Here is a 25,891-nt window from a genome sequence, read left to right as displayed (position 1 = left end):
AATTCACTTCTTTATGCACGTTGCCCTGAGCATTGGTTTTAACCCTGAGTCTGTAATCTTTTCATCTCGTCTTGTACATCTAATGCAATCTGTAACGCTTCATTGAGTAACCTTCCATGCTCAGTAGCCTGTTCATTTACTTGCATGGCTGTTAAAGTTGCTAAATTATTGACGAATAGTTCTGTATTACTAAGGATAAAACTCTTATTTTCTCTCAAAATCCTTTCTGTCTTCAAAGCGCGAACTAAATCGGCTTTGGTGAGCTTAAGCGCTGCAAGAACACTCTCTCTTTCCTTGATAAGCACTTCTGGATTACCAGCTTCTTCTATTTGATCGTTAATATCTATTGCTCTGATAACAGTATTATATCTTTCAACATCGTTTAATAAAATTTGCAGAGATTTTGTCATGTTAAGTTTGACAAGTTTAGTTTTATTTTTCCAGACTAAATATAAGATACTTTGTGTAAAGCCGCCAACCCAAAGACCTAAAATAATTAATAATATCCAGGATGGAATTGTCATCCATGATATAAATATTTTGAGAAATATATCAAATAAAAGATAGCCGAAAACAAATGTAGAAAATCCAATAAAAATTACGGTTGCTCCTTCTGAGCTTTGAATTTTTTGAATGTATAATTTTGCTAATCTTTGGATAGTATTTGTAATGATTACAAGTCGATTATTGACAGGTAAATTAGTCAGCTTTTGTAGTTCATGTTGACTAATTTCCAAGCCCTGTAAATCATCTCGCACAGCTTTTTAATCCTTGCCAGAATAGTTATTTAATCTAATATAGCAATCAAATTTCTGGAATGTTGGCATTTTGTCTAAACTTGTTTAAGTCAGGTAATGTTTCTAGTCCATGTCAAGAATTTTTGTACAATATTATACTTTCCAAACAGAACTTTGGAAACATTGGCAGCAGAGAAGCAGTGTCATTAATATTTAGATACTTATAGCAATCCTTAATCAAACGCGCAGAAACAAGATCCCCGACTTGTTTAATAAGTCGGGGATCTGTGGGTTGCAACTCTTATAAATCAAATAGAATTGCTATATGAGTGATTAAGTAGATGTTTAGATTGCATCCTACTTCTTACATTATTAACTGCAACACAAAATACCACAGTGATAAACTTCCAGTAGCTACAACTAAACCGTGGACGCATTTACACAACCTTTGGCATTCTTTGGCAGAATTTTGGCGCAATAGGGGTACTGCCAAATCCACCAGTGGCAAGCGAATTTTAGGATCTAACTGGCTAATTTCGCTACTCAATTCCAAGGTTTTATCTACCAACTCAGGCGGCTGCACCTCGCTTAACCAAGCTCCGGTAAGTCCGTTGGGGTTGCGAGTAAACTGTACACCCGAAGCATCAGCCAGCGAGAAATTCGCGTTGACGAGAGACGGCGGCTTTAATTAATCGTCCACAAAGTAATCCGATACCGCCAATTGCCATCAGTGCTAAACCAAAAGCCCACAGGGGCAAACCCTTGTCTTCGCGGTACTTCCCGCGAATGCGCCACAATAACTCCCCGGTTCTCCCCGTTGTAGCAACTGGCGCGACGCAGAGAGAAATAAACACAAAGATAAGAGAAATAATTTTTCATAATTCTAAATTTTTATGAACTCTATAATCTCTCCTTTATCTGTGTACTCTGCGTCTCTACGGTTTATTAAAAATTTTAATCAGATAACTTACCCATGAATATGAAGAAATAGGGAATAACCACTGACAGCAAAAATAAAAAGGATGGCTGCGGGAAAAATTACTACATCTCTGACAATAAATAAAATCCAATCTTTTCTTAGTTCATGTTTAAACTTGAGTTCCCGCAGTTTTTTATCAACTTCTACATCTTCTTCTGACTGGGAGTTTTCAGTTGACATAATGAGTGGATTATCGCCTTTACTGGCAATTAGTTTTGATAAATCGTTTATATCTGTCATGCTGTTTAAATCCCGATAAGTTCAGTTTCAATATTGTGATTATCATCTACAATCCAGATATGCTTGGTTTCTATGGCTACTTATAACAGTGCTTAGACATCGCTTTTCGCAGCACCTCAGCATTATCTCTACTAATCTGTTGCGCTAAATTGTTTAGTGTCTCATAAAGTTCTGGCATCTATCTGTTGACGAATACACGAACAACGCTAAACCTCTATCCTGTAAGATTTTTGTGTGCAATATGCCATTGTATTGAGCATCATTTATCCGCATCAATTCCGTTTCACACTCTACAAAAAGCGCATCAGCAATTGAGCAAACACTTTACCCGCATTGAACCTGGCTATATGATGCTCTAGACTCGACGTTAGCGCACCTTTATCAGATCGTGAAAGAATGATTGAGAAAAACGAGTATAGACAAACATGATAAAAATGCTAGCTGAAAACTTGATGGGAATTGAGGTAGGATTACAAAATAATTGGGTTTGGCTAAATGCCAGCTTGCAGTTTGTTAGCTGGGGACTTTTTTCACTTTTACTTGCTGAGGTCTTGAGAGACAGCTACCATGCTTTGTGTCACCAAGTCAATTGGCTTGCTAAATGGCATAACAAGCACCATGCAGCCTATCGCCGAGATTTATCGATAGTTTCCCTGAAAATTTATCAAGAATCCCAACTCTATCACGATATTTTAGAGTCGAGTCTACTGCTGGTGATATTGATAGTCATTGCCTTAATTGTCCAGCAAATGGGGTTCTGGCTGGGAGTTGCTTATGGTTGCACCTTCTTATATGGCGCGTCTGTGCGATATTTCCAGGGCAAAATTGATACAGATTTCAACCATCTACCCGGCCCTTTAGAGACAATTCCATCCATTTGGTGGGTGAATCGGTCTTACCATTGGCGGCATCATTTTGATGATGTCAACGCTTATTATAGTGGTGTCTTTCCCTTAGTAGATAAAATTCTTGGTACAGGACTGTCTCTCAAGGGTAAAACCATCGCTTTAACCGGAGCATCAGGAGCGTTAGGGCAAGCGTTTGCGACTGAACTTGTCAAGAATAATGCTAAAGTCGTGGCATTAACGACTAATCCAGAAAAATTAGTAGAGCAAGTTGGGGTGAAAGTGGTTCCCTGGCAATTAGGAAATGAAGCCGAACTGAGGGATAGTTTAGAGAAAGTAGATATTTTAATTATCAACCACGGAATCAATGTCTACGCCAGCCGCACACCAGAGGCGATCAATTTCTCTTATGAGGTGAATACCTTTTCAGCATTACGGCTGATGGATATATTTGTGACAACTGTAACAGGGCCACAGGCAAAAGCAACGAAGGAAATTTGGGTAAACACTTCTGAAGCTGAGGTTTCTCCAGCGCTGAGTCCGCTTTATGAACTCAGCAAGCGATCGCTAGGTGATATAGTTACCCTCAAGCGTTTGGACGGGGATTGTGTCATTCGCAAGTTAATTCTTGGCCCATTTAAGAGTCAACTGAATCCCTATGGTGTGATGTCTGCACAGCAAGTTGCTCGTGCTATCTTGTTTTTGGCTCGGCGAGACTTCCGAAATATTATTGTGGCAATAAATCCTCTCACTTATCTGCTGTTTCCCTTAAAGGAAACCAGTACGTCGCTATACTATCGAGTCTTCAGCCGGACAGCGAAAAGTGAACCGGACTTACGCAAACAATAGCCGAAAAGAAAGATTTTATTCTTAGGGCAATTCATGAATTGCCCTTATAGCATGTAGTTTTGCGTAGGCTAGCAAGAACCGCAGGCATCGCTCCGAACAAGTGCTGATTATTTAATGCTGAAAAAAGCATACTCTTATGTACTTTTAAAATGTAAAGGCTATTCTATTCTGTTTCATTTACCCTCAAAACTATTTAATATCTCTTCAGGTAAGGGACTATCAAAATCATCTGGAACAATGAACTCCCTAGCACATAAGCCATAAGGTCTAATTTGTTGATAAATGGGTGAAACTGGTTTAATTTCTGCAATAGGTTTACCTGCTTGCATGACAATAATAGTTTCTCCTGCTGTTACTTGTTTAAGATAACTAGTTAGATTTCGCTGAATTTCATCAATTGTTACGGTTAACATGAGATGTGTCTGTAGGAATATTTCTAGTATATGAAGTTGAGAGTTTTAAGTTATAGCAATGTCTATTCCTGATTTAGTAGCAGCTTTTAGGCTTAATTAAGTAACGGCAAATTCAGTATACTGTCTGATATCGGCTGGTTGGAAGGCGAGAACAATTTGATTTTTAGGAATACCAGCATTAACAAATTCGTTGGCTATCCCATATTCTGTACCGTCTCTTTGAATCCAGATTTTATCGTTGATAATGTCAATATGAACTAAGCAACCATGCACTCGTTGATTATTTTCCCAGCCTAGTGTTAGTAGTAGGTAATGGTTGGCGGTTTTGTCTATAATTAGTTGTCTTTCTAGCTCTCCGTAAGCGTAGGGGAGTTGAGCGTATTCGTTTAATATTTTTTGAATGATTTGGCGATAATTATCTAAGGTATCCATTGCAGTACCACCTCTCGTTTTGAGTCGAAGACATGCGTCAAGCAAGAGAAATGCAAGAATACAAAATATAATATATAGTTGAGTTTCCTTATATTTTTTGTAAAAATTTATTAATAAATAATAGCTAATCGTTTGGATACTCTTAAAAGAGTATACCATATAATACGTATCTAGCTATTTCTTTGAGAAATACATAATTTTAATTATTACATAAATAATGAAATCTAGTTTTAAACAATTAAATTTATTTGAAGCAGAACTGACTAGTATAACTCCTGAAACAATAGTATTACCAAAAGGCTACAAAGGATTAGCTGCTTTTCATAAATATTGGGGGAAGAAACCAATTGAATCCCTAGCCTTTTTAATTGAAAATTTAACAAAAAAGGGTGATGTAGTTTTAGATCCTTTTTTAGGCTCAGGTTTAGTAGCTCGTGAAGCAGCAATTAGGCAAAGACGGTTTATAGGTATTGATATTAATCCTGTAGCAGTAGAATTATCGAATTTACTAATTGATTTACCAAGTCCATATCTTTTAGAAAAAGCAATTTATGAATTAGAAACAAGTGTTAAGCCCGAAATCTATAAAACTTACTTACTAGAAGATGGAAAATTTGCAACTCACTATTTATGGAATGGAAATAAACTAAATTCAGTCTGGCAGCTATCACACAAAAGAAATGAAGGTGATAAAAGGTTGCCAACTAATTATGACTATCAAATATTGAAAGAATTTGAAGCATATCAACCTCAGATACCTCGTCCAATTAAGTTTTTTCAGAATAGTCGAATAAATACAAATAATTCTTTAACACTGAAAGATTTATTCACGGGACGTGCATTACATAATATAGATTTATTACTTGATGCAATTCATAAACAACCAGATACAATAAAATCTGCATTATTGCTCTCATTAACATCTGCTTCAGGTCAAATGTCTAATATGGTTTTTGCAATTACAGGAAGAGGTAAAACAAAATCTCAGTCAACAAATAAAATAGAAGTTGGTAGTTGGGTTATAGGATATTGGAGACCAACACTACATTTTGAAATCAATGTTTGGAATTGTTTTATTAAACGTGCAAATAGTTTACTAAAATCCATTCAACAAGATGAATTTGAAAAAGGTTATCAAGTATCCAAAAAACTAGAAGATGTTATTCATAATAAAGCTGAAGTAGCGATTATTCAAGGTGATAATCGAAAAATTCTCAATAATTGCCCTGATGAAAGCATTTCACTTGTATTAACTGATCCTCCACATAGTGATAGAATTCCATACTTAGAATTAAGTGAAATGTGGAATTCTTTAATAGATAAACAGCCAGACTTTTCTCATGAAATTGTAGTATCTAATGCCCGTATTAGATTAAAGGATAAAAAACTTTATCTTCATGAAATGACGGAATTTATGCAGACTGCTACTCGTATACTTAAGCCTAGTGGGATATTAGCTCTATTTTTCAATGCTAGAGATGCCGCTAGTTGGAAGTTTTTAAAAGAAGTAATACCATCTTCAGATCAATTGCTACTTCGTGGATTATTTCCAATGAATTATTCAGCCAATTCAGTAGTACAAGATAACCGAAAAGGAGGTTTAAAAAATGATTTTGTTTTAATCTATCAAAAACCTGGAAATGAAGATAAGATAAAATTGGAATTTTTAGAAAATTTACCTAATTGGTCTAAAGAAATACCTAATATTAACTCAAAATCATCTTGAAGCTGGAAAATAAATGAGTTATTCATTTTCTGAACTTTCTCATCTCTACAATGAAAATAAATTCTTTGAATTAACATCATCTCCAGAAGGATTATATTTTTTAAAATTACGCTCTTTAGGACGTAATAAATATTATCTTCGTTTGTATGAGAAAGCAAAAATACCTACTACTGATAGTAAGCAGAAAGAAAATGAGCTTTTAGAAACTCTTTTTAATCATCAAATTAATTCCGAAATAATTGATGATGTAATCAATGAAATATATATAGAAGAAAGACAAAAATATCAGGCTAAAGAAGAAGATTTACTGACAGAATTATATAAGTTACAATCTTTTGATTGGGGCGGAATTCATCAAAATGATATTAATAAGTACCTAGTTGATAATTATATAAAAAAGATTACTAATTATGATATCTTAATAGATAAAATAAATGGTGAAATATTAAATTCTGTCAGAAATTTTGTTCTTAATTCTTGGTATAATACATGGACATCTCTGATAATTGAGAATATTTTTAAAGACCACCAACGTGTATTGCCAACTGTTGGCAATATTAAACAAGTTGATTTTTTTATTGACGATATACCTTTTGATCTTAAAGTAACTTATTTTCCAAAACATTTTATAATAGCTAAAAGGGTAGAAATGGGTATAACTAAGGAAGGGACGGAATTATCAGACTTAAAAAAAGCAGCAAAAAAATATGGAATTCCTCTTGGTAAAAATCTTAATAATGATGACCAATTGCTTAATTTAAAATCAGCTTTTGATGTAAGCACAAATCAAGAAATAAAAGAATTTTATAATAAATTTTCTAATCTTATACCTTGTCTTATAAATGAGTGTATACAGCAACCCCGTGATCTTTTACGTAGTCTATATAAAGAACAAGGTTCTCAAAGATTTGATGCAAGTAATCGCTTATATTTAATTCTTATTGATACTAATTCTTTAGAAGATAGTTGGAAAATAAAAAGTGATTGTATATTGTTAAAAACAAGTATTGATAATTATTTAGATCAACGAATTTTTAATAAAGATGAACTATTATTAACTTGGTCGGTTAAAAACAATGAATATCAAAGCTATGCTGATGTTTTATTTGTACTAAAGTAATACTAAGAAATTACAAACAAAGGAATAGGTCAAAGCCGTATCCCCAAAAAATCAACTAATTAATTATCAAGTTCCCGATGTTCACGAATTGAGATAGTCAACTTTCAACTTAAGCCGGGATAAAATACAAAAAATTTAAACAGATGCAAAACCAGTAAACTGCCGGACATAAGGCGATCTAAAACCTAAAACAATATCTGTTGTTGGCACACCTAATTCTACTAACTGATTAGCTATTCCTTCTTCAGTAAAATCGCGCTGAATCCAAATTTTATTATCCTTGATACTAATATGAATGGGGCATCCATACACTCTTTCTTCATCATGCCATCCAACATATAATAATAAATAGCGATCGCGTTCTGTATCAAAGACAATTTCAGTATTTTCTAAATCTTCTTTTGGTTGATCTTTTACATATTTATAAATAACTTTTTTCACTAATTCCTGATAATTTAATTTTTCCATAATACTATCTCCTGTTTTTGGACATGAAAAACTAATAACTTGATTTCATATCGTTCTAATACACTTTGAATAAAAGCATCCATAAAAAACTCTTGGTAGATATCTTTAGCTATTGCCAAGTATAATACTCGTTCAGAGTCCTTTTGCTCCAATGCCACTCTGTAGTTCAAAAATTGACCAACATCTGTATGAAATTCTGAGATTGCTGACATCCCAATAAAACTCTTTACCTCTATTGCTATTTTTTGCTCATCTTTATCAGCCGCAATTAACTTTTGCGCTCCCATGTCTATTTTAATTCTAATTTGTTCAGTGAGTTGAAAGAACAAGGGATCGTGTGTAATTTTCCAGCTATCTTTTTCTAAGGCTACTTTCACAGTATTATGAAAAATATCTTTTGCTGACATATAAAAAAGAATAGTCTAAATTAGGACTTACGCATTGACAGAAAACAATAAATATATATCCCGGAAAAACCATATTTCTCGTAGGGGTTTAGCATTGCTAAACCCCTACTCCACGGTTAAGTTATCGGTAAATATATAATTAGTCAAAGTCTGAAACAAGCTATTTCGGTAAAAGCATACTATGACTAATTTGTACAGTGCGTAAGTCCTATAAATTATAATATTACCTAATTTTTTAAGTAAGCTATTGCACTTGCGTCTACTCTACGGGAATGCTTCAGCGAATGTGCGAACACAAAAAAAGGGATAAGCCCAAAAGCCTATCCCCAAAAAAATCAATTAATCAATGTATCAAGTTCCACTTGTCCAAGAATTGATGTACTCAATTTGATATGCTGTTAGGCTATCAATCGTAATCCCAATAGCTTGCAACTTCAAACGAGCAATTTCTTGATCGACTTCAACAGGAATTGAGTGCAAACCTGGTTCCAACTTACCTTTGTTCTTCACCAGGAATTCACAAGCCAAAGCTTGGTTCGCAAAACTCATATCCATAACCGCGCTGGGGTGTCCTTCAGCCGCAGCTAGGTTAATCAAGCGTCCTTGTCCGAGAACGACAACTGATTTACCATTTTTCAATTTATACTCTTCGGTGAAAGGACGAACATCTTTGACTTCTTTAGCTTGTGCAGCCAAGTATTTCAAATCAAGTTCTAAGTCAAAGTGACCGGAGTTACAAACGATCGCACCGTCTTTCATCACATCGAAGTGTTCACCGCGAATGACGTGCTTGTTACCAGTCACAGTAATAAAGATATCACCTTCAGATGCAGCTTTAGCCATTGGCAGGACGCGGAAGCCATCCATTACGGCTTCAATTGCCTTGATGGGGTCGATTTCGGTGACGATGACGTTAGCACCCATCCCACGGGCGCGGAGGGCTGTACCTTTACCACACCAGCCATAACCAACGACAACAACGTTCTTCCCAGCCAACAAAATATTTGTCGCGCGGATAATGCCATCTAGGGTTGATTGCCCAGTACCATAGCGATTATCAAAGAAGTGCTTGGTATCAGCGTCGTTGACGTTGACTGCGGGGAAGGTAAGAACGCCTTCTCTAAACATGGCGCGTAACCGCACGATACCCGTGGTGGTTTCTTCAGTGCTACCAATCAAATCAGCGATTTGGTGTTGGCGTTGTTGTATCAAAGTTGCAACCACATCACTACCGTCATCAACAATAATGTTGGGGCGATGATCTAAAGCTATTTGGACGTGGCGGTTATAAGTTTCGTTATCTTCGCCTTTTTGAGCAAAGACGGGAATTTCATGATCGAGGACGAGGCTAGCTGCTACGTCATCTTGAGTTGATAAGGGGTTACTAGCAATTAAAAGCGCGTCTGCACCACCGGCTTTCAGAGCGATCGCCAAGTGTGCTGTTTCTGTTGTAATGTGGGCGCAAGCTACAAGGCGTAAACCAGCGAAAGGCTTTTCGATCGCAAAGCGATCGCGGATTTGCTTCAAAACTGGCATTTCGCGTCCAGCCCATTCAATGCGCTGTCTTCCCAAGGCAGCTAGGCCGAGGTCTTTAACCTCGTGCTTTAATCGGGGAGAAGTTGCGGTCATCAAAAGTTTCCTCAAAAAATAAAAAAAGCTACGTAAATTTTACGCACTCTACTAGAGTATTGTACAACTGGCGATTTTTGCTTGTAATAATAGCAAATCACTAGTCAACAGTCCTCAAAACTAGCTTGACGTTTGATTACCACAATGTCAACTTCATCGCCAGCTTCTTCCTTTTTGTTTTATCTTTGGTTAAGAGTAAGACTCTTATCAGTCTGAATTACAGATTTTCAATACCCTGTCATCCATCTAAGGATAGATAATAAAGAAAAAACATCAAAATGTCATTATCTCAAAGCAAAACCTCAACTTTAGATAGGTACATCTACCCAAAGTAATTACGCAGGATAGTTGAAGTAATGAATTTAGTAGATTTTACTCAAGGAGGTGTTTGAGTGCGTTTTCAATTTTTGGCGATCGCTAGTTCAATGGCCATAACCGTTGTACCTATGCCAAAAGCCACAGCCCAGATTCCTTTATTACCTCAGTTACAAGCTCCCAGCAGTGTCAGTAATGATTCAAATGATAGACTTGTCACAGGCTGGATTTATTTAGATGGTCGCCGATTATTTCAAATAGCGGCATCAAGAACCAACTTTCCTGAGCGTTCAGAAGATATTCAAAAAAAGTTAGATAAAATTGGTCAAAATTACTTTCAGTCACCACAAAAAACAGCAGTCAAGGTAGAAGTTCGGAAAGTCAACGAATTACCAGTAATTTATGTCAACGGTCAATATCTGATGACCGTTACTTCTGAAGATGCTGGACTGCGACAGGTAGATATATCCACATCAGCAAATCAAGTCGCCGAATCATTACAAGAAGACTTACAAGAAGCAAAGCAAGAAAGGCAAACTCAATCTTTAATCAACCAAGGTAAAATTGCTGCGGGTACTGGAGTAGCAATGGTAATTATCAGTTTGGGGCTATATGGCTGGCAACGACGTTCCCAAAAAGATTCAGATTCAGTCAATCCTGTCGCCTCCCAACTCCCCAGAGAGCTGCTAAACTCTCCAATTTCACCAGCAGCAAATCAACCAATTACAACACAACTGAATCAACAGCAAAAGAAGCATCTCCAAGAAGTCAAAAGACGATTATTTCAGCTAAGTCAAGCCGGAATTTGGGGAGGTGGAAGCTTTTTTATTTTGGGTCTATTTCCGTATACACGAGGGTTTCAGGTAGGAATTCTCAATGCTTTTCAATTTCCTTTGCGATTAGGCATTGTATGTCTGGGAATCTATGTAGCCATCCGTTTGACATACGCCCTAATTGACCGCTTCGCCTCCACTCTGATCAGCAGTGGTGCTTTCCTAACCCCAGAAAGTTCTGCACGGCTGCAACTGAGAGTTTCCACATTTTCTGGTGTGACTAAAAGTATCACTACTGCTATCTGGATAGGAGTAGGCTTCTTGCTAGCGCTGGTATCTTTGGGGATAGATATCGTTCCCTTGCTAGCGGGTGCGAGTTTAGTTGGTGTTGCATTATCTTTGGCCTCGCAAAACTTAATTAAAGATGCGATTAACGGTTTCCTGATTATTTTAGAAGACCAGTATGCTTTAGGTGATGTGATTAGTGTGGGAGACGTGGGAGGTTTAGTAGAAAATTTGAATTTGCGGATGACCCAAGTGCGGGATTCCGAAGGGCGCTTAATCACAATTCCCAATGGTGAAATTAAAGTTGTAGCCAATCTTTCTAGTCGTTGGTCACGAGCCGATTTAACGGTTCCCATTGCCTATCAAGCCGATACAGAAGAGGCTTTGAAGTTGATTGAAAGAGTTGCTTTCGAGATGAATCAAGAATCCCATTGGCAGCGTCAAATTTTGGAACCGCCGCAAGTTTTGGGAATAGATCAATTTGGCGATCGCGGTTTGATTATTCGTGTATGGTTTAAAACACAACCCCTCAAGCAATGGGATGTAGCACGGGAGTTTCGCCGCCGTCTGAAAATTGCTCTAGACAAAGCTGGAATTTCCATTTCTGTGCCTCAACAAGCAATTTGGGTCAATGACGATCACTTGTTAAATTTTCAGGAGAATGGCAAAGGTAATTAGAAATTTGGATTAACTACCGCATTTTTCAGTTGCCTGATTTTTCTGAATGGTTAGTGGTGGTCAGATCCCCGACTTCTTTAAGAAGTCGGGGATCTTGTAACCCAATGATGTAGTTTTTCAAACCACTTATATCTAGTCTTTCCTCTCAATGCGTAATTCCTAATATCCTATATGCGAGAACTTTACCCAGCAATCGAACCTTATCGAGAAGGCAATTTACAGGTTTCTGAACTTCATACCATTCATTTTGAAGAGTCAGGAAACCCCCAAGGTCAACCCATCGTTTTGCTACACGGCGGCCCTGGTGGTGGATGTCCACCTTTTTATCGGCAATATTTCCACCCACAAAAATGGCGGATAGTGATGTTTGACCAGCGTGGTTGTGGTAAAAGTATGCCCCATGCTGAATTACGCGAAAACACCACTTGGGATTTAGTGAGTGATATCGAAAAACTGCGCCAACATTTAGGTATAGAAAAATGGGCGGTTTTTGGTGGTAGTTGGGGTAGCACTTTATCATTAGCCTATAGCCAAACCCATCACTCTCACTGCACGGCATTAATTCTCCGTGGGATATTCATGCTGAGACAAAAAGAGTTGCGATGGTTCTACCAAGAGGGTGCTAGCTATATTTTTCCTGATGCTTGGGAAGAATATCTCAAACCAATTGCGATCGCAGAACGTGATGATCTGATCGCAGCATATTACAAACGCTTGACCGATCCAGATTTAGAAATTCAATTAACAGCAGCGCGTGCTTGGTCAATTTGGGAAGCTAGTACCAGTAGACTTTTTTTAGACTCAGGACTCATGCAAAAGTTTGGCGAGAGCGAATTTGCCTCAGCTTTCGCACGTATTGAATGCCATTACTTTATGAATAAGGGATTTTTGGAAACCGAAGATCAATTACTCTTAAATGTAGACCGTATCCGCCATATTCCGGCTGTAATTGTTCAGGGACGGTATGATGTGGTCTGCCCAATGATATCAGCTTGGGAATTACATCGCGCTTGGCCGGAAGCCGAATTTATAGTGGTTCCTGATGCGGGGCATTCGATGAGTGAACCAGGCATTTGCAGTGCTTTGATTGAAGCAACAGATAATATTGAATTCGGTTGAATATTTAGCCTGTTGGACGGGGGAGTTCACCAAAGGAGCGATGTAAGACCAAACCCACGACAAGGCAATCCTAACCAGGATACGAAGGGATTTTGCAGTACCTACTTTGTTTAATTAGCTTATGCAAGACTCTAAACAAGAAATAAATGCCAGAGCTTCTATAGATTTAGAACAGCGAAGAAATTGGTATTCTCCCGTTGCTGATGTTTATTACAACGCCAGACCACAATATCCAAAGCAACTGATCGAGAGATCCGTCGTTTTAGCCCCACTTTCCTCAGATGCATCGATTCTTGAGGTCGGTTGTGGCCCAGGAAATGCGACCGTAGCTTTTGCTCAATTTGGTTTTTCAATGACGTGTATTGAGCCAAACCAGGATTTTTGTCGTTTGGTACAACGCAACTGTGCAACCTATCCAAACGTTGCAATCCACAACACCTCATTTGAGGAGTGGGAACTGGAAGCAAAACAGTTCAATGCCGTTCTATCTGCTAATGCCTTTCACTGGATACCGTCAGAGATTCGGTATGCCTTGGCAGCGAAGGCATTACGCGACAACGGGTTTCTCATCCTGCTATGGAATCTGAGACCTGAACCGAAATACGAAATTTACCAGGCGATTGAGGAAGTGTATCAAGCCTATGCTCCCTCACTTGTCCGGTATGAAGGTGCCAAAACTCAAGCGGAAATTTTGAGAGGGTTTGAACAAGACATTCTAGACTCTGGTTATTTTAAGGAGTTGGTGACTGAGCAAATCGCGTGTGAGGTTACGTACAGCATCGATGACTACCTCAAGCTGTTAAGTACCATGATGAGACTGGAGCCAAAGGCGAAGGAGTTGCTATTTGTAGGATTGCGGGAAAAGCTGAGGAACTTTGGAGACAGTGTACACCTCTCGTTTCTTTCTGCTGTTCACGTTGCCCGAAAAGATGGATAAGCTGTTGAAGATGGTATCTACACAGCAACGCTAACGCTTGTGAAATTGGAAACTTATACTGGATGTGAAGCATCAATGTAAGTAGTTCACTACAAAAAAAGAGATATGCGAATTCCAATTATAGAAAGCAGTATGTTGTTGCTACTGACTGCGGTAACAACTGGCTGTGTCGGTTCTCCGTCTGTTACCAAACAGACGCAAGCCTTACCAGCAATCACTCAACAGCCCACGAAAGAAGCAGTGTTGACCTCAACACCTACACCGACTGAAAAAACCACAGATAATTCTACCCCTGAATCCATTATTGCCACCAATCCGTCGCGCTGTGAAACTAGCCAATTGTCAGTGCGCCGAGTCTCCGAAGATGCTGGCGTTGGAAATATTGCCCTCACTTACGCCTTCACCAATAACGCGTCATCCCCTTGCACCCTCTACGGTTATCCAGGATTGGCACTACTGGATGCAAAAGGACAGCCTTTGGAAAGGGTTAAAGTTATCCGCTCAAAAGACACTCACTTTTCGAGTAAGCAACCTCGACAACAAATAACTTTAGATCCTGGAAAACAAGCCTCATTTCAGATAGCATATAACCACATCAGTTCCCAAGAGGAAAACTGCCCAATTTCTAGTAAGATTGAAATCACGCCTCCCAATGCTTACCAGCACTTGACCCTCACAGAAGAAATCAAGCCTTGTACAGGCAAAGTCAGAGTGACTCCTGTGCGATTTTTTGACACTCAACCTTAGTAAATATTCTGTAATTTACTTAAAGATCCAGAAAAAGCATAAATTTAATCAAAGCCTCTGATAAGTTCAGTATTGCACTAATCAAAAAGGTTAAAAATTTTATGGAAGGAATTGATGTTGCCGATCAAGATGGCAGAGTTGATTGGACGGCTGTAAAAAACTCTGGTAAAACCTTTGCGTTTGTCAAAGCCACAGAAGGAGTTAGCATTAAAGACTCTTCTTTTGCTCATCACTGGCAGACCATGAAAACTGTAGGTATTATTAGGGGTGCTTATCATTTTTTTCACCCCCATACATCTGATCCGGTTCAGCAAGCGAAGGAATTCTTAAAAACTTTGGGGCAATTAGAACCCGGAGATTTACCACCAGTTCTGGATGTAGAGGTAATTGACAAAGGAGGAAATAGCCAAGGAGTAATTAATGCAGCCAAACAGTGGTTAGCAGAGGTGGAAAAAGCCCTTTTACAACAAACAAAAAAACCAATTAAGCCAATCATTTATACCTTTCCCAGTTTCTGGCAAGAAATTGGTAATCCATCTGATTTTGCTAATTATCCATTATGGATTGCCCACTACGGAACTAAGAACCCAAGTATTCCTAGTGCTTGGCAGGAGCAATACTTAATCCATCAATATGCGGGTGATATCTCTGGTGTAACTGGTGTTAGTGGTCGAGCCGATTTGAATAGATTTAATGGATTGCAGCTAGGAGATTCTGGGCTAAGAGTAAAACAATTACAACAGCAATTAAAAGATATTGGATTGTATACTGATTCTATTGACGGAAAGTTTTCTGATTCAGTTAAAAATGCAATTGTTAGTTTCCAAACATCTAAAAAATTGCAAGCTGATGGAATTGTCGGTATAAAAACTTGGCTAGCTTTACTCTGGATTTAGAACAGATAAGTCTACTTAGTGAATAGACCAATACTTACTGAACAAGGCAAAGAAGAAATCGGTTTGAGAACAACTAAATTTATTTATCGAACGGAGTAAAAACTTTTGTCACTTTCCGATAAACCGTTTTAGGTCTAAGAAGATATTTTAAAAGTTTTTGGCTGTGATTTTAGGCGCTTGTTGATCCCCCCTAACCCCCCTTAAGAAGGGGGGAACCGGAATCAAAGTTCCCCTTTTTAAGGGGAGCCACTTGCTTCACTTGTGGTCTCCCCAAGTGAAGCAAGTAGCGTGGATTTAGGAGGATCTAAAACTTTTTATACCAACAATAGGACTTTTAAAACATCCTCTAAGAGGGTGTTTTAAAAGTTATACGGTGTGATTTTACCTCCCTTAATCCCCCCTTATAAAGGGGGGAAACAAGAAAATCAAGTTCCCTCCCCTTTATAAGGGGAGGGTTAGGGTGGGGTAAAAATATTTGTTTGATACATCAATCACGACTTTTAAAACATCCTCTAAGAGCAAAGAGTTCAACGAGAATATGTCCTTATCAAATCCCCTAAATTTATTTATGGGGATTATTTTTTTGCTTTCTAAGATAAAATTAGTGTAAACATAAGTAAGTAGGCGTAATTAAATATAAGATCAAACCTCACCCTCAATCCCTCTCCTTAGTAAGGAGAGTGAAGCCGGAGGCAGGGTGAGGTTTGATATTTAATTTGACCCACTTACTTAAGTAATACTTTACGTCTAATGTTTACTTATTTTCACTAGCGAATGCAGTTTTTTAATTAGCTAGTTATTGAAAGTCACTCACATTGCTTTAAGGGCTTTTGAATAAGTAGCTAGATGTAAATAAATTAAACTTTTTAATAATGACTTTAGTACTGGTAGAAATTTTTATGCCCGATAAATCGCTGACTAAAAATAAGTATTGTTAGTAGTGAGTTTCTATATCTAATTAGTATTTTGGAATGCACAAAAGTGAGATTTTACCTCGAAAAAACCTTTCAGTATCCGTTTTAGTGAATTAAACTTAATCCATCTGATGGCTGTAGCCACTTCTACCCACTGCCGTTTTCTTTTACTAGCTTCTGGATAATCTTCACTCAGCATCTCAACTGGTAACAAATACATCTGGACTCGGTAAATTTTGCCTCCTTTGCGGTACTTGTAAGTTCCCAGTTCATTCGCGTCTACCTGTCCAATCACCCCTGCTTCTTCCCAAGCTTCTTTGGCTGCTGAAGCGGGCGGACTCATGCCATTAGGAATATCTCCTTTTGGAATCACCCAGTGTTGAAAGTTACGGGTTGTGATTAGCAAGATTTCAACTTTGCCATTGTTCACTCTATAAGGAATTACTCCTGACTGTTTAAGCACTTTGCTGACTTTTCGACTCATGTAATTTGCATCCTGTACGGTTTAGCTTTTCTGTCTGATGTTTACTTCAAAAAGTCTAACTCTGATACCGGATAAATTTAGGTTAAATTTAGGTTAGGAAAAAATTAAAAACAATTTAATTATCCATAAGAATTAATTATTTAAAATTTTTTATTAGTGTCGTCATCTCATTTGCAGGTAGAACTTATAAATGTCGAAAGAGTAAGTGGGCAACAATAAATTAAACTATGTTACGAAAGATAAATTAATCAAATTGGTTCCTAGTAAGCGGTTCTAGCTATAACTACAAACCTTTAATTATTCACGCCCATTTACTTAGTTCTGGGCTTAGAGAAGAGGCAAAGCCTAAGCCGTTGCATTCCCAGTCAGAGACTGGAAAAGTTACTTGCCGATCAAATCCCCAAAATTTATTTATGGGGATTATCTTTTTACTTCTGAATTTTTTAGATTTTGGTAGATATACAGCGAAGAGATTGCATTTAAATCCACTTCTTTATGCTCATCTTCATTAGTATTTTTAAATAATACTGTAAATGCACCGGCACCTAACCTATCTTGAGGAAACATTCGATAACAAGGCATTGTAGTTAAATGCGACTGATATTTAGCTAAACTACTAATTTCCATTGCCTGAAACTGGGGAAAGCGTTCTAATAACCATTCACAAACTTGCTCATTTTCTTCGGGAGAATATGTGCAAGTCATATAAGCTAGATAACCTTGTGGGGAAACAAGGTTAGCAGAGTTAGCTATAATACGCTTTTGCCGATTTGCACTTTTATTAATAGCAGTTGGATGAAAACATCCGGGTGCTTTTTCACCTTTAGCAAGTAAAGATTGCCCAGTGCAAGGTGCATCTACTATTACTAAATTACTAGAGCAATGAAACATTTCGGCAAATATACTCGAATCTCTATTAACCACTACACTAGGACTGATTTGGCAACGTTTCAAATTAGAAATTAGCATTCCCAAACGTTTGCCAATTACTTCATTACTGATAAGTAAATCAGGTTGTAAAGCTTTCCAGGCAAAGATACTTTTACCTCCTGGTGCGGCACACATATCAAAAACTAAACGCACTGATTGAGGAATTGCTAATAGAGTAGTAGCTGCAAACACTGAAGAAAAATCTAAACAATAGAAATATCCTTGTTGATGCAAGGGATGCTGACCGGGTTTTTCTCCCAAGGATAAACGGTCTATAAATTGTGGTTGCCAATAGGTTGGTGTTTCTACTACTAAAGATAAAGTTTCAGGCTTTTCTTGACACCAAAGAATACTAGGTGAAAAAGGCTGAGGATTGATTAAAGCCTCAATAAATTTTTCTTGCTCATCTAAATTAGTGAACAAACGGCGTGAGACTTTAAGTAATAAATTAGAAGGTTTTTCCATCGAAATATATAAATAACAATCTTTAGAAATCAGAGTACAGATGCAATTGTGTGGAAATCAACATGAAAAATGATCCTTCTTAACTAATTACGAATTACGAATTAGGTTGTATCAAAATCCAAATCAAACTGTTACACGAGAACAATGTAATTAAGGCTTTTGGCTTCATACTCAAAATATAATGACCGCCATTCAGAACGCAATGGCCAAGCTACCCCACTGCACCGGAGAAGGTCATGTTGTTAGATAGTTTTCCGCACAAATTACGCAAAGAAGCACAACTATGGAGGGATGAAGGATTAATTAGTTCTTCGCTGTATGAGCAGATAGCAGAACGTTATCAATTTAAAAACCTGGAAGCTGCTGTACGCGATCGCAATAAAGCAATCGCGATCGCTATAGGTAGCATCCTTTTGTGCTTAGGCATAATTACCTTTGTATCAGGAAACTGGCAGGGAGGATCGCGAGAAGTCAAATTTATTCTGATGATGAGTTTGTTTTTTGCGATCGCTATTACTGGTTTTTACAATTGGCGATCGCCTGAAGGAAAGAAGCCAGAACGAAGCAAACGCATACTGGGAGAAGGATTACTCTTTTTAAGCGCCTTGATTTTCGGCGCAAATTTACTGCTGATGGCCCAGATGTTCAATATTGCCGGTTCAACTTCCCAACTTTTTCTCGCCTGGGGCTTGGGTGTTGTGTTAATGGCCTTCAGTTTGTCCATAAATTCTTTAGGAATTCTGTCAATTATTCTCGTAGAAATCGGGTATTGGACGGGATTAGAAGATTTATGGTCTGCTTCAGGTGAGTTAACTTGGTCGCGGTTAGTGGTACAGCATCTGCCTTTGTTGGCATGGCTGGTGTTTGTCCCCTTAGCCTACTTCTGCCGATCGCGCTGGATTTTTGGTCTAGCAGCCTTTGTTTTCGCTAGTTCCTTACAAGCTAACCTTAATCCTCTGCCACTGCTGAATTATGCTGATATAGCCCCTTGGGTGGCATCTTTTGCTTTTGCACTCCCACCTGCATTATTCTGGAGTTATGACGATCTGTTGTTTCCAACCATAAATTACAGGTTATTTCAATTTCTGGCTCGTAATTTAGCTTTGTTAAGCTTCGGCGTTGTCTTTTACGTTCTGTCTTTTCGTTGGGTGTGGGAATCTCCAAATTATGGTTATAATCAACCAACAAATGTGACAAACTTGTTCCAGTCTCTGCCGATCATCGATTTGGGGATTCTGAGTGGATTGGCGGTATTGCAATGGTTATTTCTACTGCGTCAAAGAAATAATCCTCCGCGCCGCGAAGTGATTTTCACAACTGCCGTTATTGGTACTTTTCTTGCCTTTATTACCATCGTACCTTTTTGGCATCAAACTGTCAGCCGGATTGATGAACTTGGTGTTTTTATTTTCAATGTACTTCTAGCAACATTAGCCTGGGGACTAATTCAAGAAGGATTGAAATTAAGCAACAGAAACTCCTTTTGGGGCGGTATGCTGTTAGTGACACTACAAATTATCAGTCGCGTGCAGGAGTACGATACCGACTTACTTTTTAAGTCTCTAGTCTTTATCTTGTGCGGTTCCGCTTTAATTAGCGCTGGACTCTGGTTTGAACGCCGTTTACCTGGTGGCTCTAGCTCAAGTAAGAAGTAGTGTATTCAACATTGATGATTTTTTCTGCACTTCTAACTCCTGTATAGACGCGATTAATTGCGTCTACTAACTTCTTCTGAAATCTCTGTGCGTCAAAGTTTTTAAAGTTTCTCTGCGTTAGTCCTAATCTCGTTACTTTTGACCTCTTCAATTCTTTTGCTTTTTAGGACTACGCTCATGACTAATAGTTCTTCTGAATCTAAAAATAAAACCTTGTCTCCCGAAGCCGAGTTCTCTAATAAAGTGACTTTTCGGGATTACTTGATTGCTACTGAACAAAAATCGAATAAGTCCTTACCTTTTTGGAGGTTACTAGCTCCCCTGGCGCTGCAAACAGGGTTAATTATGGCAGTACCAGCCCAAGCGGTTTATACAGATGTGACAGGTAAAACGGTGATTTTGCAAACCGTACCTGTAGACCCAAATAATGTATTAGATGGTAATACTTTAGCGCTAGATTACAATATATCCCGTCCCTCAAATTTGAGTAGATTACCTGGTTGGCAAACATTAGTCAGCAAAGGTCGGGGAAGTGGCAGAAGATTGCCTGAAGGAACCAATATTTACGTGACTTTGCAAGAGCAACTTTCCATTGGTAGCGGTGTTCCTAGAGCTTGGAGACCATTACGAGTCAGTAGCGATCGCCCCACAACTCTTAGAGCTAATCAGGTAGCCTTAAAAGGTGTTTATCAAGATGGTTCTGTTAACTACGGCTTGGAAACATATTACATCCCAGAAAATCAACGCCAGCAGATTAGCAATGATTTGCGAACTCAACGCGCCCGTAGAGGACAAGTACCCCCCATTGTGGTGAAAGCGAAGGTAGATCCACAGGGTAAGGCAGTTCCAGTTAGTATGTGGGTGCGCGATCGCAACTATCGCTTTTAAGCTGTTAGGCGTGTAAACATGCAAGATTTGTCTCCAAAGTTCTGAGCGCCACCAGTCGGCGCTTAGAATTTTCTGCTTTTTAATACTGGAAGATAAGTTAACAATTATAAAACATCCAGAATTTTCTTATTAAAGCCAACAGGAAGAAGAAAATATACATATAAGAAGTACACATAAATCAATATTAATACATACAATTTTTAGTGAGTAATATGAAGATTCTGTAAAGATGTTCATTGGATTATAGACATCTAAGTAAATTTTCGGTATGTAATGACTATCAGGTTATTAAGATGTTTCTTAGTTTCAAGTGTCGAATAATAGATTATTTTTTGTAATTAACAGTCTTGGAGATTGTTTGAAAAGTGTTTTGTTGTGATTTTAAGCACTTTTAGATCCCCTCTAACCCACGCCAATCGCTCCACTTGGGGAGACCCCAAGACTGCGCTGGCTCCCCTTAAAAAAGGGGGGAACCGGAATCAAAGTCCCCCTTAAAAAGGGGGATTTAGGGGGATCTAGAAGGTTTTGCTACCAACAAGAGGACTTTTCAAACATCCTCTTAGAGATTGTTGCGATCGCGACAAATAATTCGTTAACCAATACTTGTTAAGTCTGGAACTTTCTAGTTCTAGACTCTGTGAACTTCTGAAAATAAAAAGGCCTGATTTTAGAGTTCTCTGTGAATTCTGACTTAAAAGTTTTTATTGAGAGACTAAGACATTTCGGGGTTAAACCTTTATCACACTCAAGTCAGGAAAGTTAATATTATGCCGAGACTAATTGTTTCTTCCTCGCTTATAGACACCTCTGGTTCGGATCTAGTGGTGGGCCAAGAGGATAATGCATTCCCAGCAATTGGAATTGAGGTTCTAAAAAACGGAGTCATTGATACTAAAGCAGGTAATGACACTATCGAGGGTAGTGCTACTGGTGGCGACGCATTTTCCAATGCAGGCACAGGCACTGGTATTGCTAACAGTGGCATTATCAATGCAGGCAAAGGAGATGATCTGATCTCTGGCACAGGCAGAGGCGGTGCTCAATATCGAACCTATGTACCTGGTATAGGTATCTCCAACACTCAGGGGGGCTACATCAATGGAGGAGATGGAAAAGATTCGATCTTCGGAATCGGAAGCGGAAGTAACGGTGGGGGCATAGGCGCTACAGGCATTGATAACACTCAGCATAGCCGCATTGATGGTGGAAAAGGAAGCGACTCTATTGAGGGTACTGGAATTGGACTTTTTGGAATTGGACTTTCTCAAGGGTCTGCTATAGGAATATCTAACACTCAGGATAGTAGCATTGATGGTGGAGAAGGGAACGATTTCATCAAGGGAACTGGAAATGGTGGAACTACTTCCGGCGGAGGAAATGGTACAGGCATCTCCAACAGTGGTGGTAGCGTGATTAATGGAGATAAAGGAAACGATTCTATTATCGGTATCGGCTACGGCAGTGATGCAAGTTTAGAACCTTCTAGATCATACTATGCAGGTAAAGGTATAGGCATCTCTAACACTGAGGGTAGCGTGATCAATGGAGGGCAGGGAAACGACTTCATCTCTGGAACAGGCAACGGCGGTAAAGCAACCTCTAATAGTCCTTTTGGGGAGCTTGGTTCCGGTGTAGGTATAGGCATTGTTAACAGTGGCACTATTAATTTAGGCGCTGGCAACGATACCATCATCGGTACTGGCATTAGTCAAGGCATAGGTATTGTTAATACTAATGGCATTATCTGTGGAGGAGGAGGAGATGATGCCCTTACTGGGTATGGTGCCAATATTGGCATCCAAGGTGGCACAATTGATGGCGGCAACGGTAACGATTACTTCAAAGCCCGGCGAATTGATGATAAAGGTAATCCCGTTTCAAATCAAGGGGGTGCTATTGCCGATGTCTTAATTCTGGGTGGTGCTGGAGCCGACACATTTGATGTTGGTTACGGTAATGCCACAATCGATGGTGGCTGTGGATACGACAAGCTAATTCTGTCTGACTTAAAAAGTGATTACATCATTCTAGGCAGCTGTAACAATTACACTATTCAACGTGATAACTTCACCCTAAATGTGTTGAATGTTGAAGAAATCGTCTTTTCTGGCGCTTCCTCTAATTTGAGTACTTAATCGGATTAAGGAGAGCTATCTAGAACAAAAAATCTGTAATAGGTATACAGACGAATGGCACCAAGAAAGGTGTAAATCCTGAATATGACTGACTTTTGGATGTAGCGGTGTAGGGTTTGCATAATCAACAATTAAAAACCAAATAATACTTACAAATCAACTACTTTCTCTACATCTGCACAGCCAGAATAAGCAAGGGTTTCACCTTTTCTTCGTGACATTCGTTCTTTTTTCTCTTTTTTAATTAGCGATCGCCCCACAAATTTACTAGTATTCCAAAACACACTGCTAAGGCACAATCAGCACTGGACAAGGGGAAAGATTAATAACGCGAGTTGTCACACTATCATCCGCTCCCTCTTCAGTTAAGCCTAGCCCCCGACAGCCCATGATAATTAAATCAGCCCCAATTTCATCAGCGACATCGCAGATAGTAAAAGCTGGTTTTCCTTGCCTTTCTAGGATTTCGGATTGAATTCCTTGCCCAGAAAATAAAGATTGGGCATTTTTTAGCAGTTTAGCAACTACCTCCGGTGACACCATCGGATCGGCGCTAGGCGCGTCTTTTGGTGCTTCTTCCACCACAGACAGCAGCACCAAGCGACTGCTGTACTTTTTGACTACGTTGGTAACAACATCAGCAGCTTCCCGTGTTTCCCGGCTTTGATCGATCGGAAATAGTACTGTCTTAAATATCTCTGTCACTTGGGTACCCCTGACTCCGGTAAAATCTTGATGGTTCTACTTTCAAAACAATAACAAAAAGGCAATCAGGAGAGTTTGGTGTGTCCAAAAAAAGTTTAGCAAGTTTATCTTCAGCTGATATATCTGGGAAACGTGCCTTGGTGCGGGTTGACTTTAATGTGCCTGTGGACGATCAAGGCAAGATTACCGACGATACTCGCATTCGTGCCGCTCTACCAACCATCCAAGATTTGACGCAGAAGGGTGCTAAGGTCATTCTCGCAAGTCATTTTGGCCGTCCCAAGGGTGTGGATGACAAATTACGCCTAACTCCCGTTGCCAAACGTCTGTCTGAGTTACTGGGGCAAGAAGTCATTAAAACTGATGACTCCATTGGCGATGAAGTTGCGGCTAAAGTTGGCGCATTGCAAAATGGCCAAGTGCTGTTACTAGAAAATGTCCGTTTTTACCCAGAAGAAGAGAAAAACGATCCAGAATTTGCGAAAAAATTGGCAGCTAATGCTGATTTTTATGTAAATGATGCTTTTGGGACTGCACACCGCGCCCACGCTTCTACTGAAGGTGTGACAAAATTCCTCACCCCTTCTGTGGCTGGATATTTGGTTGAGAAGGAATTGCAATATCTGCAAAACGCCATTGAAAATCCCCAACGTCCTTTGGCGGCAATTATTGGTGGTTCCAAGGTTTCCAGCAAAATTGGTGTGATTGAAACACTGCTGGAGAAGTGCGACAAGCTGATTATCGGCGGTGGGATGATTTTCACCTTCTACAAAGCCCGTGGTTTGAATGTCGGTAAGTCGTTGGTAGAAGAAGACAAGCTAGAACTAGCGAAGTCTTTGGAAGCTAAGGCTAAGGAACGGGGTGTTGCTTTATTGCTGCCCACAGATGTGGTAGTGGCAGATAACTTTGCCCCTGATGCCAATTCTCAAACCGTTAGCATTGAGAATATCCCCGATGGTTGGATGGGTTTAGATATTGGGCCAGACTCGGTGAAATTTTTCCAAGATGCCCTTGCAGATACCAAAACGGTAATTTGGAACGGGCCAATGGGTGTGTTTGAGTTTGATAAGTTTGCCGCAGGTACGGAAGCGATCGCTCATACTCTCGCCGAAATCGGTAAAACTGGCACAACCACCATCATTGGCGGGGGTGACTCAGTAGCGGCTGTGGAAAAAGTTGGTTTAGCAGACCAAATGAGCCACATCTCCACTGGTGGCGGCGCTAGCTTAGAGTTACTTGAAGGCAAAGTGTTGCCCGGAATTGCGGCTTTAGATGATGCGTAATTAGGGAATGGGGAATGGGGAATGGGGAATGGGAAATAAGATTAAAAATACTATTTTCCAATCCCAATGCCCAATCCTCAGTACCCAGTACCCGATCCCTAAATATGGAAACTAAATGGCTGGAATGGGCGCAAAAATTACAAGCGATCGCTCAAAATGGTCTAACCTATTCTGAAGGCCCTTTTGATATTGAACGCTATAAGCAATTACGAGCGATCGCCACAGAAATCATGGCGACTTTCTCGAATGTAGAACACAGTTATGTCCTTGATTTATTTAGCCGTGAAATCGGGTATGCAACTCCCAAGGTTGACGTGCGAGCAGCGATTTTTCGGGATAATACTATATTGTTAGTTAAAGAAAGAGCCGATGGCTGTTGGACTTTACCTGGTGGATGGGCAGATGTTGGCGAGTCGCCCAGTGAAGTAGTTGTGAAAGAAGTATATGAAGAATCTGGATATCAAGCACGCGCTATCAAATTACTAGCAGTCTATGACAGAGATAAACAGGGACATCCCCCGTTTCCGTTTTATGTCTATAAGCTGTTTTTTCACTGCGAAATTATCGGTGGTTCTCCATCATCTAGTATTGAAACTGAAGATGTAGGTTTTTTTGCTGAAGATACTTTACCAAAGCTTTCTATCGGACGGGTGACACCAAGACAAATCACCCGACTTTTCTACCATTACCGCAATCCAGATTTACCAACAGATTTTGATTGAAAGTAGCCTTCACCTTAACTGTCAACTGCCCCACCCACGAGGGGATGGGGCTTGTAACTAGGAAATATGATTTCCCGAAACATATGGCATATTGACTGATGCCTGTTCCTCCGTC

The 25,891-nt window shown here is 39.2% G+C and carries 26 protein-coding genes; 13 read left to right on the top strand and 13 right to left on the bottom strand.

What is annotated here, in order from left to right:
- Positions 1–38: 38 nt before the first annotated feature.
- The 4 genes from V7K38_RS02395 to V7K38_RS02380 form a co-directional block, all read right to left on the bottom strand.
- Entirely contained in the window at positions 39–758 is a 720-nt protein-coding gene (locus V7K38_RS02395; protein ID WP_334855139.1) for a hypothetical protein, read from the bottom strand.
- 343 nt (positions 759–1,101) lie between these two features.
- Positions 1,102–1,320: a hypothetical protein gene (locus V7K38_RS02390; protein ID WP_334855138.1), complete on the bottom strand. Its 219-nt coding sequence runs from the start codon at positions 1,318–1,320 to the stop codon at positions 1,102–1,104.
- A 61-nt stretch (positions 1,321–1,381) separates the two neighbouring features.
- Entirely contained in the window at positions 1,382–1,591 is a 210-nt protein-coding gene (locus tag V7K38_RS02385; protein WP_334855137.1) for a hypothetical protein, read from the bottom strand.
- Between the two features lie 113 nt (positions 1,592–1,704).
- Positions 1,705–1,956, bottom strand: a complete 252-nt coding sequence (locus V7K38_RS02380; RefSeq protein ID WP_334855136.1) for a hypothetical protein — start codon at positions 1,954–1,956, stop codon at positions 1,705–1,707.
- 425 nt (positions 1,957–2,381) lie between these two features.
- Between V7K38_RS02380 and V7K38_RS02375 the strand changes: the two genes are divergently transcribed.
- A complete protein-coding gene (locus V7K38_RS02375; RefSeq protein ID WP_334855135.1) occupies positions 2,382–3,650 on the top strand; it encodes a bifunctional sterol desaturase/short chain dehydrogenase in 1,269 nt (422 codons plus the stop codon).
- A 173-nt stretch (positions 3,651–3,823) separates the two neighbouring features.
- Here V7K38_RS02375 and V7K38_RS02370 read toward each other — a convergent pair whose 3' ends face one another.
- Together V7K38_RS02370 and V7K38_RS02365 are read right to left on the bottom strand one after the other, a co-directional pair.
- Positions 3,824–4,063, bottom strand: coding sequence for a type II toxin-antitoxin system Phd/YefM family antitoxin (locus V7K38_RS02370; RefSeq protein ID WP_334855133.1), 240 nt, complete (start codon positions 4,061–4,063; stop codon positions 3,824–3,826).
- Positions 4,064–4,159: 96 nt separating this feature from the next.
- On the bottom strand, positions 4,160–4,495 hold the full coding sequence (locus V7K38_RS02365; RefSeq protein WP_334855132.1) for a XisI protein: 336 nt from the start codon (positions 4,493–4,495) through the stop codon (positions 4,160–4,162).
- 217 nt (positions 4,496–4,712) lie between these two features.
- On the opposite strand from V7K38_RS02365, the gene V7K38_RS02360 reads away from it, so the two are divergent.
- Both V7K38_RS02360 and V7K38_RS02355 read left to right on the top strand, forming a co-directional pair.
- A complete protein-coding gene (locus V7K38_RS02360) occupies positions 4,713–6,221 on the top strand; it encodes a DNA methyltransferase (RefSeq protein WP_334855131.1) in 1,509 nt (502 codons plus the stop codon).
- Between the two features lie 13 nt (positions 6,222–6,234).
- A complete protein-coding gene (locus tag V7K38_RS02355; RefSeq protein WP_334855129.1) occupies positions 6,235–7,341 on the top strand; it encodes a hypothetical protein in 1,107 nt (368 codons plus the stop codon).
- A 135-nt stretch (positions 7,342–7,476) separates the two neighbouring features.
- On the opposite strand, the gene V7K38_RS02350 is transcribed toward V7K38_RS02355, so the two are convergent.
- The 3 genes from V7K38_RS02350 to ahcY form a co-directional block, all read right to left on the bottom strand.
- The gene (locus V7K38_RS02350) at positions 7,477–7,809 is read right to left on the bottom strand and encodes a XisI protein (RefSeq protein ID WP_334855128.1); all 333 of its coding nucleotides are present in this window, start codon (positions 7,807–7,809) and stop codon (positions 7,477–7,479) included.
- Positions 7,797–8,216 carry a XisH family protein gene (locus tag V7K38_RS02345; RefSeq protein WP_334855127.1) on the bottom strand — a complete coding sequence of 140 codons (420 nt, stop codon included), beginning with the start codon at positions 8,214–8,216 and terminating at the stop codon, positions 7,797–7,799. Before V7K38_RS02345 ends, V7K38_RS02350 begins: the two co-directional genes overlap by 13 nt.
- 351 nt (positions 8,217–8,567) lie before the next feature.
- Positions 8,568–9,845: an adenosylhomocysteinase gene (gene ahcY, locus V7K38_RS02340; RefSeq protein ID WP_334855126.1), complete on the bottom strand. Its 1,278-nt coding sequence runs from the start codon at positions 9,843–9,845 to the stop codon at positions 8,568–8,570.
- 392 nt (positions 9,846–10,237) lie between these two features.
- On the opposite strand from ahcY, the gene V7K38_RS02335 reads away from it, so the two are divergent.
- The 5 genes from V7K38_RS02335 to V7K38_RS02315 all read left to right on the top strand — a co-directional run bounded on the left by V7K38_RS02335 (position 10,238) and on the right by V7K38_RS02315 (position 15,595).
- Complete coding sequence (locus tag V7K38_RS02335) at positions 10,238–11,896, top strand: mechanosensitive ion channel family protein (RefSeq protein ID WP_334855125.1); 1,659 nt, start codon at positions 10,238–10,240, stop codon at positions 11,894–11,896.
- 171 nt (positions 11,897–12,067) lie between these two features.
- Complete coding sequence (pip, locus tag V7K38_RS02330; RefSeq protein ID WP_334855124.1) at positions 12,068–13,015, top strand: prolyl aminopeptidase; 948 nt, start codon at positions 12,068–12,070, stop codon at positions 13,013–13,015.
- Positions 13,016–13,136: 121 nt separating this feature from the next.
- On the top strand, positions 13,137–13,952 hold the full coding sequence (locus tag V7K38_RS02325) for a class I SAM-dependent methyltransferase (RefSeq protein ID WP_334855123.1): 816 nt from the start codon (positions 13,137–13,139) through the stop codon (positions 13,950–13,952).
- A 105-nt stretch (positions 13,953–14,057) separates the two neighbouring features.
- Complete coding sequence (locus V7K38_RS02320) at positions 14,058–14,699, top strand: DUF4232 domain-containing protein (RefSeq protein ID WP_334855122.1); 642 nt, start codon at positions 14,058–14,060, stop codon at positions 14,697–14,699.
- Positions 14,700–14,800: 101 nt separating this feature from the next.
- The gene (locus V7K38_RS02315; protein ID WP_334855121.1) at positions 14,801–15,595 is read left to right on the top strand and encodes a GH25 family lysozyme; all 795 of its coding nucleotides are present in this window, start codon (positions 14,801–14,803) and stop codon (positions 15,593–15,595) included.
- Positions 15,596–16,549: 954 nt separating this feature from the next.
- On the opposite strand, the gene V7K38_RS02310 is transcribed toward V7K38_RS02315, so the two are convergent.
- Together V7K38_RS02310 and V7K38_RS02305 are read right to left on the bottom strand one after the other, a co-directional pair.
- Positions 16,550–16,993, bottom strand: a complete 444-nt coding sequence (locus V7K38_RS02310) for an NUDIX hydrolase (RefSeq protein ID WP_334855120.1) — start codon at positions 16,991–16,993, stop codon at positions 16,550–16,552.
- Positions 16,994–17,413: 420 nt separating this feature from the next.
- Positions 17,414–18,388 (bottom strand): RsmB/NOP family class I SAM-dependent RNA methyltransferase, encoded by a 975-nt coding sequence (locus V7K38_RS02305; protein ID WP_334855118.1) that lies wholly within the window; start codon positions 18,386–18,388, stop codon positions 17,414–17,416.
- Between the two features lie 236 nt (positions 18,389–18,624).
- On the opposite strand from V7K38_RS02305, the gene V7K38_RS02300 reads away from it, so the two are divergent.
- The 3 genes from V7K38_RS02300 to V7K38_RS02290 all read left to right on the top strand — a co-directional run bounded on the left by V7K38_RS02300 (position 18,625) and on the right by V7K38_RS02290 (position 23,066).
- The gene (locus tag V7K38_RS02300; protein WP_334855117.1) at positions 18,625–20,043 is read left to right on the top strand and encodes a DUF2157 domain-containing protein; all 1,419 of its coding nucleotides are present in this window, start codon (positions 18,625–18,627) and stop codon (positions 20,041–20,043) included.
- Between the two features lie 177 nt (positions 20,044–20,220).
- On the top strand, positions 20,221–20,931 hold the full coding sequence (locus V7K38_RS02295) for a GDYXXLXY domain-containing protein (protein ID WP_334855116.1): 711 nt from the start codon (positions 20,221–20,223) through the stop codon (positions 20,929–20,931).
- Between the two features lie 767 nt (positions 20,932–21,698).
- Positions 21,699–23,066 carry a hypothetical protein gene (locus V7K38_RS02290; RefSeq protein ID WP_334855115.1) on the top strand — a complete coding sequence of 456 codons (1,368 nt, stop codon included), beginning with the start codon at positions 21,699–21,701 and terminating at the stop codon, positions 23,064–23,066.
- A 149-nt stretch (positions 23,067–23,215) separates the two neighbouring features.
- Here the strand turns inward: V7K38_RS02290 and V7K38_RS02285 are convergent, their stop codons facing one another.
- Both V7K38_RS02285 and V7K38_RS02280 read right to left on the bottom strand, forming a co-directional pair.
- Positions 23,216–23,350: a hypothetical protein gene (locus V7K38_RS02285; RefSeq protein ID WP_334855114.1), complete on the bottom strand. Its 135-nt coding sequence runs from the start codon at positions 23,348–23,350 to the stop codon at positions 23,216–23,218.
- A gap of 4 nt (positions 23,351–23,354) precedes the next feature.
- On the bottom strand, positions 23,355–23,762 hold the full coding sequence (locus V7K38_RS02280) for a universal stress protein (protein ID WP_334855205.1): 408 nt from the start codon (positions 23,760–23,762) through the stop codon (positions 23,355–23,357).
- A gap of 89 nt (positions 23,763–23,851) precedes the next feature.
- Between V7K38_RS02280 and V7K38_RS02275 the strand changes: the two genes are divergently transcribed.
- Together V7K38_RS02275 and V7K38_RS02270 are read left to right on the top strand one after the other, a co-directional pair.
- Positions 23,852–25,054 carry a phosphoglycerate kinase gene (locus V7K38_RS02275; RefSeq protein ID WP_334855113.1) on the top strand — a complete coding sequence of 401 codons (1,203 nt, stop codon included), beginning with the start codon at positions 23,852–23,854 and terminating at the stop codon, positions 25,052–25,054.
- A gap of 104 nt (positions 25,055–25,158) precedes the next feature.
- Positions 25,159–25,776, top strand: coding sequence for an NUDIX hydrolase (locus V7K38_RS02270; protein ID WP_334855112.1), 618 nt, complete (start codon positions 25,159–25,161; stop codon positions 25,774–25,776).
- Positions 25,777–25,891 lie beyond the last annotated feature (115 nt).

The organism is Nostoc sp. (genome assembly GCF_036917465.1).
Classification (GTDB): domain Bacteria; phylum Cyanobacteriota; class Cyanobacteriia; order Cyanobacteriales; family Nostocaceae; genus Nostoc.
This window is presented reverse-complemented; position numbering and strand designations above follow the sequence as displayed.